Origin of the sequence: Rhodoblastus acidophilus (genome assembly GCF_009720655.1) — a bacterium.
GTDB lineage: Bacteria > Pseudomonadota > Alphaproteobacteria > Rhizobiales > Beijerinckiaceae > Rhodoblastus > Rhodoblastus acidophilus_A.
Genome location: NZ_WNKS01000003.1, coordinates 151640 through 167801, shown reverse-complemented (window position 1 = coordinate 167801; position 16162 = coordinate 151640). Strand labels below are relative to the sequence as shown.

At 64.2% G+C, this 16162-nt stretch carries 18 protein-coding genes; all 18 read right to left on the bottom strand.

Translation table 11 applies throughout. From position 1 onward, the window contains the following. Positions 1-15 precede the first annotated feature (15 nt). The 18 genes from nusG to GJ654_RS05015 all read right to left on the bottom strand — a co-directional run bounded on the left by nusG (position 16) and on the right by GJ654_RS05015 (position 16133). Positions 16-546: a transcription termination/antitermination protein NusG gene (gene nusG, locus GJ654_RS05100; RefSeq protein WP_155445028.1), complete on the bottom strand. Its 531-nt coding sequence runs from the start codon at positions 544-546 to the stop codon at positions 16-18. Between the two features lie 85 nt (positions 547-631). Then, positions 632-823 carry a preprotein translocase subunit SecE gene (gene secE / locus GJ654_RS05095; RefSeq protein WP_155445027.1) on the bottom strand — a complete coding sequence of 64 codons (192 nt, stop codon included), beginning with the start codon at positions 821-823 and terminating at the stop codon, positions 632-634. A gap of 127 nt (positions 824-950) precedes the next feature. Further along, positions 951-1709 carry a TerC family protein gene (locus tag GJ654_RS05090; RefSeq protein ID WP_196305439.1) on the bottom strand — a complete coding sequence of 253 codons (759 nt, stop codon included), beginning with the start codon at positions 1707-1709 and terminating at the stop codon, positions 951-953. Between the two features lie 47 nt (positions 1710-1756). Further along, positions 1757-3109, bottom strand: coding sequence for a sensor histidine kinase (locus tag GJ654_RS05085; protein ID WP_155445026.1), 1353 nt, complete (start codon positions 3107-3109; stop codon positions 1757-1759). Beyond that, positions 3106-4542, bottom strand: coding sequence for a sigma-54-dependent transcriptional regulator (locus GJ654_RS05080; protein ID WP_155445025.1), 1437 nt, complete (start codon positions 4540-4542; stop codon positions 3106-3108). Before GJ654_RS05080 ends, GJ654_RS05085 begins: the two co-directional genes overlap by 4 nt. Further along, on the bottom strand, positions 4539-6206 hold the full coding sequence (locus GJ654_RS05075) for a hydrogenase maturation protein (protein ID WP_155445024.1): 1668 nt from the start codon (positions 6204-6206) through the stop codon (positions 4539-4541). Before GJ654_RS05075 ends, GJ654_RS05080 begins: the two co-directional genes overlap by 4 nt. A gap of 13 nt (positions 6207-6219) precedes the next feature. Further along, on the bottom strand, positions 6220-7269 hold the full coding sequence (hypE, locus tag GJ654_RS05070; RefSeq protein ID WP_155445023.1) for a hydrogenase expression/formation protein HypE: 1050 nt from the start codon (positions 7267-7269) through the stop codon (positions 6220-6222). Then, a complete protein-coding gene (hypD, locus tag GJ654_RS05065; RefSeq protein ID WP_155445022.1) occupies positions 7266-8408 on the bottom strand; it encodes a hydrogenase formation protein HypD in 1143 nt (380 codons plus the stop codon). The genes hypE and hypD overlap by 4 nt, the downstream gene beginning before the upstream one ends. Beyond that, positions 8405-8632: a HypC/HybG/HupF family hydrogenase formation chaperone gene (locus GJ654_RS05060; protein WP_155445021.1), complete on the bottom strand. Its 228-nt coding sequence runs from the start codon at positions 8630-8632 to the stop codon at positions 8405-8407. Before GJ654_RS05060 ends, hypD begins: the two co-directional genes overlap by 4 nt. 87 nt (positions 8633-8719) lie before the next feature. Next, a complete protein-coding gene (gene hypF, locus GJ654_RS05055) occupies positions 8720-10969 on the bottom strand; it encodes a carbamoyltransferase HypF (RefSeq protein WP_155445020.1) in 2250 nt (749 codons plus the stop codon). Then, on the bottom strand, positions 10966-12162 hold the full coding sequence (gene hypB / locus GJ654_RS05050; protein ID WP_155445019.1) for a hydrogenase nickel incorporation protein HypB: 1197 nt from the start codon (positions 12160-12162) through the stop codon (positions 10966-10968). The genes hypF and hypB overlap by 4 nt, the downstream gene beginning before the upstream one ends. Next, positions 12162-12503, bottom strand: coding sequence for a hydrogenase maturation nickel metallochaperone HypA (gene hypA, locus GJ654_RS05045; protein ID WP_155445018.1), 342 nt, complete (start codon positions 12501-12503; stop codon positions 12162-12164). The genes hypB and hypA overlap by 1 nt, the downstream gene beginning before the upstream one ends. Further along, complete coding sequence (locus tag GJ654_RS20970; RefSeq protein ID WP_210350806.1) at positions 12496-13479, bottom strand: nickel-dependent hydrogenase large subunit; 984 nt, start codon at positions 13477-13479, stop codon at positions 12496-12498. The genes hypA and GJ654_RS20970 overlap by 8 nt, the downstream gene beginning before the upstream one ends. Then, positions 13476-13970, bottom strand: coding sequence for a [NiFe]-hydrogenase assembly chaperone HybE (hybE, locus tag GJ654_RS05035; protein WP_155445017.1), 495 nt, complete (start codon positions 13968-13970; stop codon positions 13476-13478). The genes GJ654_RS20970 and hybE overlap by 4 nt, the downstream gene beginning before the upstream one ends. Beyond that, positions 13963-14178 (bottom strand): rubredoxin, encoded by a 216-nt coding sequence (locus GJ654_RS05030; RefSeq protein WP_319802122.1) that lies wholly within the window; start codon positions 14176-14178, stop codon positions 13963-13965. The genes hybE and GJ654_RS05030 overlap by 8 nt, the downstream gene beginning before the upstream one ends. Continuing rightward, positions 14175-15020, bottom strand: a complete 846-nt coding sequence (locus tag GJ654_RS05025; protein WP_155445016.1) for a hydrogenase expression/formation protein — start codon at positions 15018-15020, stop codon at positions 14175-14177. Before GJ654_RS05025 ends, GJ654_RS05030 begins: the two co-directional genes overlap by 4 nt. Positions 15021-15036: 16 nt before the next feature. Next, positions 15037-15468, bottom strand: coding sequence for a hydrogenase accessory protein (locus GJ654_RS05020; RefSeq protein WP_264586123.1), 432 nt, complete (start codon positions 15466-15468; stop codon positions 15037-15039). A 374-nt stretch (positions 15469-15842) separates the two neighbouring features. Next, on the bottom strand, positions 15843-16133 hold the full coding sequence (locus GJ654_RS05015; protein ID WP_155445014.1) for a HypC/HybG/HupF family hydrogenase formation chaperone: 291 nt from the start codon (positions 16131-16133) through the stop codon (positions 15843-15845). Positions 16134-16162: the final 29 nt, after the last annotated feature.

The window sequence follows — 16162 nt, the reverse complement described above, 5'->3', positions numbered from 1 at the left end:
GCGCCCGGTCGTATGTCAGAGCTTGTCGACCTGACCGTATTCCAGTTCGACCGGGGTGGCGCGGCCGAAGATCGACACCGCGACCTTGACGCGCGAACGGCTCTCGTCGACCTCTTCCACGAGGCCTTCGAACGAGGCGAACGGGCCGTCGTTGACGCGCACCTTTTCGCCGACATCGAAGCTGACGGAGGTTTTGGGGCGCTCGACGCCCTCGGCCACCTGGCCCTTGATCCGCTCGGCCTCATGATCGGGGATCGGGAACGGCTTGTTGTCCTGTCCCAAAAAGCCTGTGACCTTGGGCGTGTTCTTGATCAGATGGAACACTTCGTCGGACAGGTCGCATTTCACCAGCACATAGCCGGGAAAGAATTTCCGCTCGGCGTTGAATTTGCGCCCGCGACGAACCTCCACCACCTGTTCGGTCGGCACCAGGATCTCGTCGAACTTTTCGCTCAAGCCGCGCTGCGCCGCGCCCTCGCGGATCGATTCGGCGACTTTCTTCTCGAAGTTGGAATAGGCGTGGACGATGTACCAGCGCTTGGTCATGAATGTGTCCCGTATGAACTCAGTAGCGTTTTCAAGCGAAGTGGCCGCCGGTTCGCGTGAAGAAAACGCGTCGAAACCAAACTTCTCAGCGGCCGAAGCTGAGAATGAAGCCGACGAACAGTCGGATGAGCTGGTCGGCCGAAAGGAAGAACAGCGAGGCCAGCACGACCATCAGCGCGACCATGCCGGTGGTGATCATGGTTTCGCGACGCGTGGGCCAGGTCACCTTGGCGGCTTCGGCGCGGACTTCCTGGAGGAAAGTGAACGGATTTGCCATGACGGTTCCGACTTGTCGTTTCGGACCGCGTGTTAGACGGTCGCGGGCTAAAAAAGTGGGCGCGGAACCTCTCGGTCGCGCGCCTCACACGGCTTTATAGCGAATGCCGGGGTTTTCGCCAAGCGCTTTATTGCGGCGGCTGGCGCTCCCTGGCGCGCCGGCGCGCGCGGAGAGCGAACTGGTTGAGCGCCTCCACCAGCACGGAAAAGCCGATGGCCGCGTAAATGAACCCTTTTGGTACGTGGTAGCCGAAGGCTTCGGTCATCAGGCTCATGCCGATCAGCAACAAAAAGCTCAGCGCGAGCATCTTGACCGTCGGATTGGCGTGGATGAACCGGCTGAGCGGCGCCGCCGCCACCATCATCATCAGGATGGCGAGCACCACCGCCGCGACCATGATTTCGAGATGGTCGGCCATGCCGATGGCGGTGAGCACGCTGTCGAGCGAGAAGACGATGTCGAGAATGGCGATCTGAAAAATGGCCTTGGCGAAACTTTTTGTCGTCCGGCCGCCGCGCTCGTCCGGCTCGTCGGGAACGATTTCCTCATGGATTTCCTGCGTGCCCTTGTAGAGCAGGAACAGGCCGCCCAGCCCCAGCACGATGTCGCGGCCGCTGAAAGCATGGTCGAGCGCGGTGAACAAAGGTTCTGTCAGATGCGCCAGCAGGAACATGCTCGACAGTAGGCCCAGGCGGAACAGGATGGCCAGGGCGAGGCCGAGCCGCGCCGCGCGCGCCCGCTTGTCCTCCGGCAGGCCCTGGGTGGCCAGCGCGACGAACACCAGATTGTCGACGCCGAGCACGATTTCCATGGCGGAAAGGCTCAGAAGGCTGATCCAGCCGCCTATGGTGGTGAAGGGGTGTAGAAAGTCCACGTCATATCCCAAGGTGAGCGGGCTGCTATCTATCGCAATAAACGCGTCGCGGCAAAATCTCACCCCCCGACCGGCAGCCGCAGGGTGAACGCCGCGCCGCCTTCGGGGCGATTGGCGGCGGATATATCGCCGCCGTGTTCGCGGGCGATGGAATAGGAGATCCAGAGTCCCAGGCCCGTCCCCTCGCCCACCGTCTTGGTGGTGAAGAACGGCTCGAACATCTTGTCGAAGGCGGATTCGGCTATGCCGCCGCCATTGTCCTCGACCACGATCTCGACATCGCCGCCACTTTTTTCGCGCGCGCGAACGGTGACACATGCATCGGCGCGGCCGCGCACGGCGTCGAGCGCATTGTCGATCAGGTTGACGACAATCTGGTGAATCTGCCCCTCGTTGCCCCACAGGGTCAGACCGGATTCGACATCGACGCAGATGCGCGCCTGATTCTTCTTCGACCGCGCCGCCCATTGCGCGGCCACCGCGACGATGCGCTCCACGTCGATCTTTTGCGCCTCATGCGCGCGGTTGAACGAGAGACGGCGCAGGTTTTTCACGATTTCGCTGATGCGGTGCGCGCCTTCCAGCGTGCCCTCGATCAGCGGCGTGAGATCCGCAAGAATGGGGTCGATCCGGTATTTTGTTCGCAGCGCCGCGGCGGCGGAATCCTCCAGCTTTTCAGCCTCGACGAAATAATTCGACAGATTCTTCCGGTAGCGCTCCAGCACATGGACGTTGCCGTAAACGAAACTGATGGGATTGTTCAGCTCGTGCGCGACACCGGCGACGAGCCGGCCGAGGCTCGCCATCTTCTCCTGTTCGATTAGTTTCTTCTGTGCGTGTTGCAGGTCGAGATGGGCTGTGTGCAGGGCCTGATAGGCGCGGCGCAATTCGCCGATCGGCCGTCCCGTGAGCACGGCGCCGACGCAACGGCCGGTGTGGTCGAAGCGGCTGGAGAAATTGATCGCCATGACGTCGGTCGGGCCGCTCGCCGTCGAAAACCGCAACTCGCAATCGCCGGCCGGCGCGCCCGCATACAAGAACTGCCGCGCCACCGCGCGGTCATCCTCGACGATCACGTCAGGCAGCGGCGCGCCGATCAGCTTGGCTTCACTACGGCCAAGCAAGGTGACAAAGGCCGGATTGGCCTGGACGATCCGGCCCTCGGCGTCGCAGACGGCCAGAATGTCAGAGACCGAGGCGATCACGCTGGAGATAAAACTTTGCGCCTCCTCCAATTCCGCATTTTTTGCTTCGAGGTCGGATTCATAGCGCAGCAGGTCGGAGTAAACCTCGTCAACGCGCTTGACGACCTCCTGCCAGACGGATTCCTGGCTGTCCGAGAGATCGCCGTCCGCGCCGGCGCCCGCGAGCGCCAGGATGTTTTCGGGGCGCGACGGGCGGTTGGGGCTCATGGCTCACACCCCTGCGCCACATCTTTTCGCAAGTCGTAGCGGTCGATTTTCGCGCGCAAGCCGACGCGGGACAGGCCAAGCTTTTCCGCGGCGTGGCTGATGTTGCCGGAGCAGGCGGCGAGGGTTCGCGAAATCGCGGCGCGCTCCAGCGCCTCCACCTGATCCTTCAGCGTCGTGTGGCCGTTCAGGTTGATGCGCACATCGCCGCTCGCCACCCGCGCCGACAGCAGATGCGCGGCGAGCGGCGCATCCGCTTCCGCCATCACCACCATGCGCTGAATCTCGTTGTGGAGTTCGCGCACATTGCCCGGCCACGCGTAAGCGCGCAGCTGCCGCAGGGTTTCCGGCGTGAAACCCGGAATTTTGCGCCGGAACGCGCGGTTGACCTCGGCCAAAATGCTTTCGGCGATCAGCGGAATGTCGCCGCTCCGCTCGTTCAGCGCCGGCAGGTGCAGCGGGAAGGCGTTGAGGCGGTAAAAAAGGTCGCGACGGAAGCGCCCCTGTTCGACATCGCTTTCGAGGTCGCGGTTGGTGGCGGAAATGACGCGCACATCGATCTTTCGCGACCGCGCCGCGCCGAGCGGGCGCATCTCGCGCTCCTGCAACACGCGCAACAGTTTGACCTGGAAGGCCGGGGAGGTCTCGCCGATTTCGTCGAGAAAAATCGTGCCGCCGTCGGCCAGTTCGAACAGGCCGATGCGGTCCTGATAGGCGCCGGTGTAGGCCCCCTTCTTGCAGCCGAACAGTTCGCTCTCCAGCAATTCGTCGGGGAGCGCGCCGCAATTTTCGACCACGAAAGGCTTGTCGCCGCGCGCTGAACCAAAGTGGATGGCGCGCGCCAAGAGCTCTTTGCCAGCGCCGGACGCGCCGGTGATCAGGACGGAAATGTCGTAGCACGCCGCCTTGCGCGCCAGCGCCAGCGTGTCCACCATGGGCCCCTTGGGGTCGTGGACGATGCGCTCGAACTCGAACATTTTTTTCTGTTCGCGCCGCCGGTCCGAGAGCATGCGGTTGAGCGTTCCGTGCGACGGCTTGACGTCCCCGCCCCCCGGTCCCTTCTGCAAATGGTAGAGCCGCACGGCGTCGCGCACGGTCTCCAGGAGTTTTTCCGGGCGCCAGGGTTTGGTGATGTACTGATAAATTCCGGCCTCGTTGACGCCGGCGATAATGTCCTCGGATTCGGAAAAGCCCGAGATGATCATGCGCACGGGATCGGGCCAGGCCTCGCGCACGCGGCGCAGGAAATCGACGCCGGATTCGCCGGGCATGCGCTGGTCGCACAGGATGGCCTGCACCAGATCGCCCGCCAGGATGGCCTCGGCCTCCTCCGCATTGCTGGCGAGCAGCACGTCGAACTCTTCAGAGAGCACGCGCTTCAGCGATTCCTGCGAGCGCAATTCGTCGTCGACGATGAGAACGGCGCCAGACGTCATGCGATGTCTCTCCGCGGACGAAGGGAGCGATGCAGCGCCAGATGCAATGGCGTCCGCGATTTCGCCACCTTGCGAATGAAATTGTGCCGCGCGACATGATAGGAGGGATCGAAACCGAAGAAATTGCGCTGCATTTTTTCCAGTTCTTCAGAACGATATTTTTCCAGAGGTTTTGTCGCCTCGTCTTTTTCGCGCGCAAGCCTTTTGGCCGCGAGGCGTTCGGCGAAATCCGCCACCGATGCGATTAATTGCACACGTGCGCGCATGACCGCTTCCGCCTCTTCCGGCGCCTCGGGCAGGATGATGTCGGCGAGGCCGAGACGCGCGGCCTGCGCCGCGCCCATCGGCAGGCGGTTCTGCGTGATCAGCCGCGCCTTTTCGGACCCGACGCGGCGGGGCAGCAGGTAGGTCCAGTATTCCGAGCCGTAGAGATTGCCCATGTCCTTGTAATGCGGGTTGAGGATCACGCCGTCGCGCATCATCACGACATCGGCGGCGAGCGCCAGGAACACGCCGCCGGCGCCGGCGTTGCCCCGCAGCGCCGCGACCACGAGACGGTCGTCGATGGCGAGCAGGGTTCGCACGCAATCGTTCATCGCCTCGATGTTTTGAAGGGATTCTTCGGCCGCGCTTTGCGCCGCTTCGATGACGCCGAGATGCAGGCCGTTCGACCAATAATCCGGGCCGCCGGTGAGGACGAGCGCGCGCGCTTTCTCGCGGCGTGCGGAAACAATCGCCGCTTCGAGCGTGCGGCAGTCCGCGACGCTCATCGCGCCATTGTGGAAGGCGAAATGCAAATAACCGATGTCGCCGTCCTGCTCATAACGGATCAGCGGCGAAGGTTTTTCTGGCAGCGCGGAAAAAACGTCGCCGAGCATGTGCGCCGCCGGCAGTTTGAGCGATCCGGCTGCGGGCTCGCGCAAATGGCCGATCCACACCGCGCCGTCGCGCGCCGCCAAAGCGACCGCCCCACCGCGCCGCGCCAAAAACGTTCCGGGTTCGGCTGCGGGAAGGCCGTGCGCCGCCTCGGCATTGAATAGCAGATATTCACGCCCGCCGATGGACCCTGGCGCGCCCGGGGAACCGTCCGCCGAGCGAATTTTTCGCAGCACCGCATCCACATCGTCGGCGGCCCAGTCGATGCGGCGCAGCGCGCGCGGACAGACGGGACGCATGGGCGTGAGTTCGGGCTGCGGCTGCGCGCGTTCGCCGTTTCGGAATTTTTGCAAGGCCTCGATCACGCAGGCGACGGCGCCACGCGTGACTTCGTGGCGGTAGTGGCTGGACTTGCTCGCCGCACGCATGGGGAAGGCGCGCGTCACCCAGACCGGGCCGGCGTCGAGGTCCGGCGCGGCTTCGAGCAAGGTCACGCCCCAGTTTTCACGGCCTTCCAAAATCGCCCAGTCGAGCGCGGAGGGACCGCGATCCCCCGGCGGCCCCGGATGCACGATCAGGCATTTTGCGCGGGCCAAGACGTCCTCGGGGATCGCCCGCTTGAGGAAGGGCGCGAGGACGAGGTCGGGCTCGAACAGGTCCACCGCCTCGCGGAGCACTGCGTCGGAAATGTCGAACTCGACGCTGACCTCTTCGCCGCGCTCGCGCAGTTCCACGAACAACCTTTGCGTCAGGCTGTTGAAAGAATGGCAGAGCAGCAGGATGCGCATCTTTTTGTCGCCCTCAGCAGATGCGCGGGAGCTGTTCGCCCGACAGCCAGTCGACAATGCGCCCGCCACCGAACGCTGTGCGCATCTGGACGAAATTGTGCGCGTCCTCGACGGCCTCGCCGATGATCGCCGCGTCGCGTCCCAGCGGATGCGCGCGCATCGCCGCCAGCAAGGCCTCGGCCGCCTCGGGCGCGACGAAGGCGATCAGCTTGCCCTCGTTGGCGACGTGCAGCGGATCGAGGCCTAACAACTCGCAGGCCGCCGCGACTTCCGCCTTCACCGGCAAAGAATCCTCGTCGATGCGCACGCCGATGTTCGACTGGTGTGCGATCTCGTTGAGGGTTGCCGCGAGGCCGCCGCGCGTGGGATCGCGCAACAACCGCAAGTGCGGGCCGCAGGCCGCGACCATGTCGGCGACGAGGCCGTTGAGCGAGGCGGAGTCCGAAAGAATTTGCGTTTCGAATTGCAGGTTTTCGCGGCTCGACATGATGGCCACGCCGTGGTCGCCGAGCGTGCCGGACACAAGAATCTTGTCGCCGGGACGCGCTCTGTCGCCGGAGAGAGTCAGACCGTCGGGAACGACGCCGATGCCGGCCGTGGAGATGAACACGCCGTCCGCCTTGCCGCGCTCGACGACCTTGGTGTCGCCGGTGACGATTTTCACGCCGGCTTCGCGCGCGGCGTTGCCCATGCTCTCGGCGATCTTCGCGAGGTCCGCGAGCGCAAAACCTTCCTCTAGAATGAAGCTGGCGGAGAGGTGCAGCGGCTTGGCGCCGGCCATGGCGAGATCGTTCACCGTGCCATGCACGGCGAGCGAACCGATGTTTCCGCCCGGGAAAAACAGCGGCGACACCACATAGCCGTCTGTCGTCATGGCGAGGCGTCCAGGCGGGATGGAAAACACGGCCTGGTCGTTACCCTGCGCCAAAAGATCGTTGGCGAAGTTTTCGGCGAAAATTTCCGAAATCAGTTGCGCCATGGCGCGGCCGCCCGAGCCATGGGAGAGATCGACGCGTCCGTTTCTGATGTCGAGTTTTCGGGTGCGAAGGCGCGGGGCGTTCATGACGCTTGTTTCTCCGTTGCGTCGCGGAAGCGACCGTAAGTCCAATGAGCGGCGCAGGAGCCCTCGGATGACACCATGCACGAGCCCATCGGCGTCTCCGGCGTGCAGACGGTGCCGAACAGCTTGCAATCCGTGGGTTTTTTCACGCCGCGCAGGATCGCGCCGCACTCGCAGGCGGGATTGTCCTGCGCCGGCTGGGTGGTGATTTCGAACACTTTTTCGGCGTCGAAAGCGGCATAGGCGTCACGCAGTTTGAGCGCCGAATACGGGACGTCGCCGAGGCCACGCCATTCGAACATGTCGCGCAGTTCGAAAATGCTGCTGACCAAATCTTGCGCCTTGAGGTTGCCGTCCGGCGTCACCGCGCGGCTGTATTCGTTCTCGACCTCGCAGCGGCCGTCATTGACCTGGCGCACCAGCATCAAAATGGCCTGCATGACGTCGAGCGGCTCGAAGCCGGCGACCACCACCGGCTTTTGGAACTCCTCGGCGAAAAAATCGTAAGGGCGCGTGCCGATCACGGTAGAGACATGCGCCGGGCCGATGAACCCGTCTATGCGAACAAGGCCGAGGTCGCGCACGTCGGGGCTTTCCAAAATGTTCTGGATCGCCGCCGGAGTGAGGACGTGATTGCAGAACACGAAGAAATTTTTCAGGCCGAGTTTTTGCGCCTGCACGAGCGCGAGCGCGGTCGGCGGCGTGGTGGTCTCGAAGCCTATGGCGAAGAACACGATTTTTCGCGCGGGCTCCTCCTGCGCGATGCGCAAGGCGTCGAGCGTCGAATAGACCATGCGGATGTCGGCGCCCGCCGCCTTGGCCTTGATCAGGCTGAGGCCGTTCGAACCGGGTACGCGCATCAGGTCGGCATAGGTGCACAGCGTCACGTCGGGCCGCTGCGCCAGTTTGATCGCATCGTCCATGCGGCCCACGGGCAGCACACAGACGGGGCAGCCGGGGCCGTGGATCATGCGCACGTTTTTGGGCAACAAATCTTCGAGGCCGTAGCGGGCGATGGCGTGGGTGTGGCCGCCGCAGAATTCCATGAAGCGATAGTCGTGGTCGGGTTTCGCCTCGGCGGCGATGGTCGCGGCGATTTTGCGCGCCAGCTTGCCGTCGCGATATTCGTCGACATATTTCATGATGGCGCCCCCAAGCCGGCTTCCGCCAAGAGCTCAAGCGTTTTTTGCGCCTCCTCGGGGTCGAGCTTGTTGAGCGCGTAGCCGACGTGAAGGATGACGTAATCGCCTACCTGGACGTCCTCGACCAGCGCCAACGAGATCACTTTTTGCACGCCGTCGAGACTGACCTTCGCCATGTCGCCGTCCAGCAGCTCCGTCACCTGGACGGGGATTGCGAGACACATTTGTTTCTCTCCCTCACCTCTCGTCCGTCATTTGCGAGCGCAGCCAGGATTCTTGCGGATGGAAGAGAATCCTGGATTGCTTCGCCGCTACGGTTCTCGCAATGACGATGTAGAATTGTTCCTCAGCACCGCCCTTGCGAGCGCGGCCTGTCCGAGCGACAGGCCGCCGTCGTTGGGCGGCAGTTTGCGCGCCAGCAGCGGCGCACGATTGTTGTCGCGCAGATTTTGCGCGAGACCTTCCGACAAAATGCGGTTCATCATGCAGCCGCCGCCGAGCGCAATTTTTTCGTCTTGCTGGGTCAGGGCGCAGAGGGCTTCCGTGAGGCCGGCGATCAGCGTTCCGTGCAGCAAGTCCGAGCCCTCGCGTGCGTCCGGATCCGCATCGATGAGATGTGCGAGCAGCGGCGTGAAATCGAGTTTGCCCTCGCGCCAGGCATGTCCGCCGGGCAGGGCTTTGGGCTGGCGGACGGCGGCTTCGAGGCGCATCGCCGCCTGTCCCTCGAAATCTTGTCTTTGGGGGAAGCCGAGCAGCGCGGCGCAGGCGTCGAACAGGCGGCCGAGGCTGGTGGTCTGCGGATAGTTGGCGCCGAGCATTTTCGCGGATTGCGCGGCTTGCGGGACCTGGCTGAAAAAGGTCGAAGCCTCTTCGAGACGGCCGAGCGCGGCAAAAGCCGCGAGGCCCATCCGAAATGGCTCGCGCGCGGCGCGGTCGCCGCCCCACAGCGGCAGGGGGCTGAGCGATCCTTCGCGCGCAAAACCGCCCTGCCCGTCAAGCCGCAAGAATTCGCCGCCCCAGACGCCGCCGTCGTCGCCGAGGCCGGTCCCGTCGAGCGCCGCGCCGAAGATTTGCGTTTCGCCATGCTCCGCGCCGATCGCCGCGACATGGGCGGCGTGGTGCTGGAAGCGCAGGATGGGCGGGCCAAAATTTTCGGCGAAACGGGTCGAGAGATAGTCCGGGTGCAGGTCGCAGGCGACGGCTTCCGGCCTCACGTCGAGCAGGCGCAGCAGATGCGCGGCGCTTTCTTCGTAGAACCGAAACGTTTCGGCGTCGGAGAGGTCGCCGATGTGCTGGCACACAAACGCTTCGCGGCCGCGCGTTAGGGTGAGGGTGGCCTTCAGATGGCCGCCGCAGGCGAGCACGCTGGGGCCGTCGTCGCCGAGGTCGATGGGCTCGGGCACAAATCCGCGCGCCCGGCGCAGGAAGGCGGGGGCGCCATCGACGATCTGCATGACGCTGTCATCGGCGCGCACGACAATGTCGCGGTCGTGCGTGACGATGAGGTCGGCGATGTTTGCGAGTTTTCGAAGCGCCTCGTCGTTGTCGGTGATGAGCGGCTCACCGCCGGGATTCGCCGAAGTCGCGACCAAAGCGAACTCGCAAGACGCGTTTCGCTGGGCGCCCGCCGCTTCAAACAACAAATGATGGACTGGCGCATAAGCCAGCATCACGCCGAGGCGGCTCATGTCCGGCGCGACCGCTTCTGGGAGATTCTTTAGGGAATCGATGAGGACGATGGGATGCGCCGGCGAACGCAACAGCGCCAGTTCTTGCGGCGTCGGTTGGCCGAACAGTTCTGCCGACGCTTCGTTTGCCAGCATCAGCGCAAAAGGTTTGGCTTCGCGATCCTTGCGGCGGCGCAGTTCCGCCACCGCGTCGGCGTTGCTCGCGTCGCAGAGCAGATGGAAGCCGCCAATGCCCTTGAGCGCGACGATTTTTCCGGCGCGGAGGGCGGCGACGAGTTCCGACGGCGGATGGCTCAGGCGCGGGCCGCAGTTTGCGCAGGCGATGGGCTCGGCGTGGAAGCGGCGATTTGTCGGGTCCGCATAGTCGCGCGCGCACTCTTCGCACATGGGAAAACGCGCCATCGAGGTCCGCGCGCGGTCGTAGGGAAGGTTTTTCGTCAGCGTGTAGCGCGGGCCGCAGTGCGTACAGTTAACGAAGGGATAATGATGAAAACGGCTCGACGGGTTGAAGAGGTCGTCGAGGCAGTTTTCGCAAATCGCCGCATCGGCGGGGATGCGGGTTTGCGCCCTGCCCTGTCGCGTGGTCTCGATGACGAAATTCGTGTCGCCGCGTGGCGCGATGTCCTCGCAATGAAGCGAGTCCAGGCGCGCCAGCGGCGGCAATTCCGCGCGCAATGTCGCGACGAAATTTTTCGCAAAACCTTCGACTTCGATCAACACGCCTTCGGCGTCGTTGCGAACAAATCCCGTCAGACACAAGCGCGCCGCCAGCCCGTGCACGAAGGGGCGCATGCCCACGCCCTGCACCGCGCCACGCAGGCGCAGACGCAGGCGAGTCACGTGCTCCTCGTGCTGGCGGGCGGCCTGCGTCATGGCTTCCTTGCCAGCGCGGCGCGCGCGGAAATCCAGGCGTAAAAACTCGCCAGACCTTCGCCGGTGCGCGCGGAAACAACAAACGTTTGCAGGCGCGGGTTGACGCGCAGCGCGTGGGCGAGGCAGGCGCCGACGTCGAAATCGAGGTGCGGCAGCAGGTCCGACTTGTTCAAAATCATCAGATCGGCGGCGGCGAACATGTCGGGATATTTGGCCGGCTTGTCCTCGCCTTCGGTGGTCGAGAGCAAGACCACCTTGTGCGCCTCGCCGAGATCGAAGGCGGCGGGACAGACGAGATTGCCGACGTTCTCGATGAACAGCAGCGAGTTTTGCGCCACGTCGAGATGTTCGAGCGCGTGGCCGACCATGTGGGCGTCGAGGTGGCAGCCTTTGCCGGTATTGACCTGCAACGCCTTGGCGCCGGTGGCGCGGATGCGCTCGGCGTCGTTGGAGGTTTGCTGGTCGCCCTCGATCACCGCGATGGGGAACTTGTCCTTGAGATCCGAAATGGTGCGCACCAGCAGCGAGGTTTTGCCGGAACCGGGGCTTGAGACAAAATTCAGCGCCAGCACGCCCTTTTGCGCCAGCGCCGCGCGGTTGGCGTTGGCGTAAGAGTTGTTCTTGCCCAGAATGTCGCGCTCGATTTGGACGATGCGCTCCTGGCTCATGCCGGGGACATGAACGCCGGCAATCCCCGCGCCGTAATCGTGGGTGTGGGTGTGGTCGTGGTCGTGCGCGCCGGTATGGGCGTGCTCGACGCTGTCGGAATGATCGCCGTGGCCTTCACCATGCGCGTGGGTATGGCCGTGCTCGTGATGGTGTTCGTGCGTCACGCCGCCATGCGCGTGCGTGTGGCTGTGGACGTGGTGGTGGTCGTGCGCGTGGTCGCCGTGGGCGTGGTCGTGGCCGTGCTCGCCGTCATGGGCGTGGGCATGCGCTTCGTCATGGTCGTGGTGGTGGTCATGGTCATGGTCATGGTCATGATCATGATCATGATCATGATGACCGTGGCCGTGATCGTGCGTGTGATCGTGGTCGTGGCTGTGATCGTGGCCATGCGCATGTTCATGGCTGTGTTCATGCGTATGCTCCTGCCCGCCATGCGAATGCGCGTGACGGTGGGCGTGGCTATGTTTGTGCTCGTGCTTTTCGCCTTCGACGCTGGCCGTTCCGCATCCGCAAACCGTGCACATCACTCGACCTCCAGTTCCTTGACGCGCATCTCGTCGCCCGACGTCATCTGCACGTGATATTGACCGCATTCCGGGCACTGACCGAAGCGCTCCGCGAGCGCCACGGTTTTCGAACAATCGAGACACCAGCCGGCGCCCGGCGTCCTGAAAATTTCCAGCTTCGCGCCCTCGGCGAGCGTGCCGCGCGCGACCACGTCGAAACAAAACAGCATGGCCTCCGGCTCGACGCCGGAGAGTTCGCCGATTTCCAGCCACACGGTTTTCACTTTTCGAAAACCCTGCTTGCGGCCTTCCTCGGCCAAAATTTCGACGACGCCCTCGGTGAGCGACATTTCATGCATCGACCGCCTCCAGGATTTCGGCCTCGGCCTTGATGCAGGGATCGAAGACGAAGGCGAGGCGCTCGACGCGGCGCTTCGCCTCCGCGCCCTCGCCGATCTTCGCGCCGATCAACAGACGCGCGAAGGGGCCGTCTTCGTGGAAATTCCATTCGGTGGGCGCGACGATCCGATAGTCGCCGATGCGCCCGGAGCCGTCGAGCTTGCAGGCGTGAAGCAAGCGGCCGCGCGCGGACTCCACCGCGGCGAAACCATCACCGCGTGCGCAAAGCTCTTCGAGCGAGGGGCCGCCTTTAAGCAGCCATTGCAGCACCCCGCCGGTCCCCATCATGTCGGCCTCGCGCGCCGCCAGCCGACCCGTCAGCGCGGCGGAGCCGATGCCGGCGCGAGCGGCGGCCCCGGTTTCGGCGCGGCGTTCGCCGATTCGCGGCGCGCGGCTGAACGTCTTGTCGGCCCAGAGCAAATCGACGACGAGAGGATCGTCGCTGGCGGTCAGCGGATCGATGCGGCGCGGGCGCAGGCCCATGAAAAATTCGTCCGCCATGGCCTCCGCCATCTGGCGGGCGACAAAACCATCTTTTGTGCCAAGACCGAACCGGGTGAGGGCGTCGCGCAAATCGTCGGCGCTGACGCCAGCGCGGAGGCGGCGCAGCAGCGCCAGCGCGTCGCGCAAGGCCGCGATCTCGTCCGGGGTCGGCGCCGCGCCCGGCCAGTCCAGCAGGCTGGCGCGCAGCAATTCGCCAAGCCGCTCGGCAAGCAGTTTTTCCGCCTCATCCTCTTGCGGCGGCAGTCCCGTCGCGGCGCGCACGGCGGTGGCCTGCGCGACCGGGCAGAGCGAAAACAGCCGGCCCGCGAGCGCAACCGCCTCCTCGGGGTAAAGCCCGACAAAGACCGCGCAGGGATCGACGCGCGGCGAAAGGATTTCGATCTCGGCGACCGCCTTGTGGCGCGTGCGCGCGCGGATGCGGAGCGGAGTCATGCGCGCCGTCCCAGGCGGAAGAAGGCGCGGCGGTCCATGGCGACCGTTTCCTTCCTGGGCGGTTCGGGCGACGGCGCGGGTTCCGGCGCCTTCATAAGCGCGTCCATCGCGGCTTCGGCCGTCGCCAGCGCCGCCGCGTGATCGCCAAAATTGTCCATGGGCGAGAACAGCGAGGCGAACAGCAGCCGGTCAAAACCGTCGAGATCGGTCGCGAGGAAATCCACGTTGCCGGTGGGCAGGGTGAGGCCCCGCGTCGCCCCGGGCCTGTCCTCCACTTTCGGCGCGCCCGCGCGCGGCGAGGCGCAGACGTTCATGAACCAGGGCGTGAGCACGATGCCGAGGTTGAAATCGCCATGGGGACAGAAGCCGACGCAGGCGACCCGTAGGTGCGGGTTGCAGATCGGCATGTCCTTCATGCAGCGCTCGTAGAGCTCCTCGAAATGCTCCTTGAGCCGCTCCGCCAGTCTTGTCGCTTCCAGATCGTCAGTCATCTTTGTCGAGCCGCAGGAACCGCGCTTGCACGGCGTCGCAATTGGGACAGCGCCAGTCTTCCGGCAGGGCCGAAAATGGCGTGCCCGGCGCGATCTGCCAGACGGGATCGCCGACGGCGGGATCGTAGACATGCCAGCACACGCCGCATTCCATCTTCGCGTCGTCGGCGAGGTTTTCGTGCTTGCCGAATTGCTCGAAAGCGCTCACGAGAAATAGGCCTCCTCGATCTCGCGCAGGCGATGGGCGCTGTCCTCAAAATCCTCGTCGGCCGCGCAAGCGGCCGGCGGGGGCGCGCCGATTTCCAGCGTGTCCAGCACGACCTCGTCCGAGGCGTTGAAATATTGCACCGACCACACATGCTTCACGCCAGTCGAGTGGACGCGGCAGGCGCCGTAGCCTTTTGATACAAGTTTTACGGAGCCGGGGCCGAGCGTCTTCTGCAAGAAGTCCATGTCCGCCGCGTTCATCGGCAGCAGCGAGAAAGTGATGGTGTGGGTGGGATCGCCCTCCTTCCACGCTTCCGCGCGCGCGGAAATTTCTTGCAAGAGCGGCATCACGTTCATCACGCCTTCTGGTGGCGCGCCGATTTTGAGCGGGCGGCAATTGGCGAGCGCGGCGCGGCGGGCGATTTCCGGCAGGCTCGACACTTCGAGATAATCGGCGAACAGTTTGCCGTCCGCGTCAGTGAAGCGCACCCGCCACAGGCCGGCCATGACCGCTTCCTGGATTTGCGCGACGACGCCGTCGGGCGTCGCGGCGAGACCGCCGACCTCGCCCTCGCCGATGGCGCCGGAGATCAGGCGCTTTTCGTCGTCGGAGAATTCGGTGAGGTCGAACAATTGGCCCTGCGCGTGCGCCCGCTGGCTTTCGAGCGCGGCGACGATTTTCGGCAGCATGTCGCGCACGCGCGGACAGGCTTTGGCCAGCGCCTCGCCCTCTCCGGTGGCCAGCAGCGAAATCGACTTACGCGCCTCCTCCTCAACACCAATCGGGAGGATGGTCATGGTGTCCTCGGCGTCTTCGGGCGCGACCCAGAATCCGGCTTTCATATTTCTCTCCCTGAGTCTACGCGCGATGGACGTGGGCGAATTCGGTCCTGGGCTTTTGCGGCGCGACCAGCACGGGCGCGTCGGGCGCAAGGGCCTCGGCGATTCTTTGGCGGTAGTCTGCCCAATCAAGGATTTTGGGCAGCACGGCGACCGGCTGTCCGTCGCGCGTCACGACGACGGAGGGGAAGACGAACACCTGGAAACGGTTTTTCAGCGCCGCTTCGGCCTCCGGCGCGACCAGCGCGCCGCGCACCTGGCCGGAAAACACCTTGAGCAGTTCGGGAAACAGCACCGCGACATCGGAGGTTTCCGGGCGGGGCGCGCCAGCGCCGGAGAAGAACAGCAGGGCATGGGGGCCGCCGGAGGCGAAAAAGGCGTCGATGGAGGCATCATCGATAACGGGCAAGCCATGGCGCTCGACAAGCGCCTTGAGCAGGGAATGATCCACGAGCGTTTCCTTTCGTTTCCCGTCTCCGCAAGAAGCGCGCCACGCGGCTTCTCCTTGGAAAAGCGGGGTATTTGCGCCGTTCGGCGTCATCTATGGAAGCGAAGCTTACAGAAAGAGAAATGATCTTTCCAGCAGAAATAATGGGCTGGAATGGATTATTTTTGATGCAGATCAAATGGGTTGAGAAATATTCACGAGCCTTGATGACGTCATTGTGAGTGGAGAGAAGCAATCCAGGAGTCTCTTAGGCAACGATTGCGCGACTTTGTTGCCAGAGCGCCAGTCATGCGTCGCTTGGGTGGTCTGGATTGCTTCGCTCCGCTCGCAATGACGACGCCAGGGCTTGAAATTCTACTGTTGTCGGAGCATCTCGTTCAGCGCAGATGCTCGGGAAGCTGTGGCTCCCGGTTGATGAGATCGGCGAAGGCGCTTTCGAAATTCTCGCCGCGCATCGCGGCTTCGAGACCGACCAGCGCCTGGTCGATCAGCGCCGCCTCCTCGTCATCGAGCACGCGCACGGCGCTGTCGATGTGAATCAAGAGCTTGGCGCCGGCTGGCTGCCCTCCGACCAGAAGCACCGACACGCGACGCGTCTCGTTCCCGCGCGCGCAGAGCGCGGACACCTCGTCGCTTTCGATCACCGTCATCGGCACGCCAAGACACATGAAGACAGTTCCTTTGAAAAGGGCGACGC

Excerpts from the sequence above, each read along its gene's own strand:
- nusG (WP_155445028.1), bottom strand. The coding sequence starts at position 546 with ATGACCAAGCGCTGGTACATCGTCCACGCCTATTCCAACTTCGAGAAG.
- secE (WP_155445027.1), bottom strand. The coding sequence starts at position 823 with ATGGCAAATCCGTTCACTTTCCTCCAGGAAGTCCGCGCCGAAGCCGCC.
- GJ654_RS05085 (WP_155445026.1), bottom strand. The coding sequence starts at position 3,109 with ATGAGCCCCAACCGCCCGTCGCGCCCCGAAAACATCCTGGCGCTCGCG.
- GJ654_RS05080 (WP_155445025.1), bottom strand. The coding sequence starts at position 4,542 with ATGACGTCTGGCGCCGTTCTCATCGTCGACGACGAATTGCGCTCGCAG.
- GJ654_RS05075 (WP_155445024.1), bottom strand. The coding sequence starts at position 6,206 with ATGCGCATCCTGCTGCTCTGCCATTCTTTCAACAGCCTGACGCAAAGG.
- hypE (WP_155445023.1), bottom strand. The coding sequence starts at position 7,269 with ATGAACGCCCCGCGCCTTCGCACCCGAAAACTCGACATCAGAAACGGA.
- hypD (WP_155445022.1), bottom strand. The coding sequence starts at position 8,408 with ATGAAATATGTCGACGAATATCGCGACGGCAAGCTGGCGCGCAAAATC.
- GJ654_RS05060 (WP_155445021.1), bottom strand. The coding sequence starts at position 8,632 with ATGTGTCTCGCAATCCCCGTCCAGGTGACGGAGCTGCTGGACGGCGAC.
- hypF (WP_155445020.1), bottom strand. The coding sequence starts at position 10,969 with ATGACGCAGGCCGCCCGCCAGCACGAGGAGCACGTGACTCGCCTGCGT.
- hypB (WP_155445019.1), bottom strand. The coding sequence starts at position 12,162 with ATGTGCACGGTTTGCGGATGCGGAACGGCCAGCGTCGAAGGCGAAAAG.
- hypA (WP_155445018.1), bottom strand. The coding sequence starts at position 12,503 with ATGCATGAAATGTCGCTCACCGAGGGCGTCGTCGAAATTTTGGCCGAG.
- GJ654_RS20970 (WP_210350806.1), bottom strand. The coding sequence starts at position 13,479 with ATGACTCCGCTCCGCATCCGCGCGCGCACGCGCCACAAGGCGGTCGCC.
- hybE (WP_155445017.1), bottom strand. The coding sequence starts at position 13,970 with ATGACTGACGATCTGGAAGCGACAAGACTGGCGGAGCGGCTCAAGGAG.
- GJ654_RS05025 (WP_155445016.1), bottom strand. The coding sequence starts at position 15,020 with ATGAAAGCCGGATTCTGGGTCGCGCCCGAAGACGCCGAGGACACCATG.
- GJ654_RS05015 (WP_155445014.1), bottom strand. The coding sequence starts at position 16,133 with ATGTGTCTTGGCGTGCCGATGACGGTGATCGAAAGCGACGAGGTGTCC.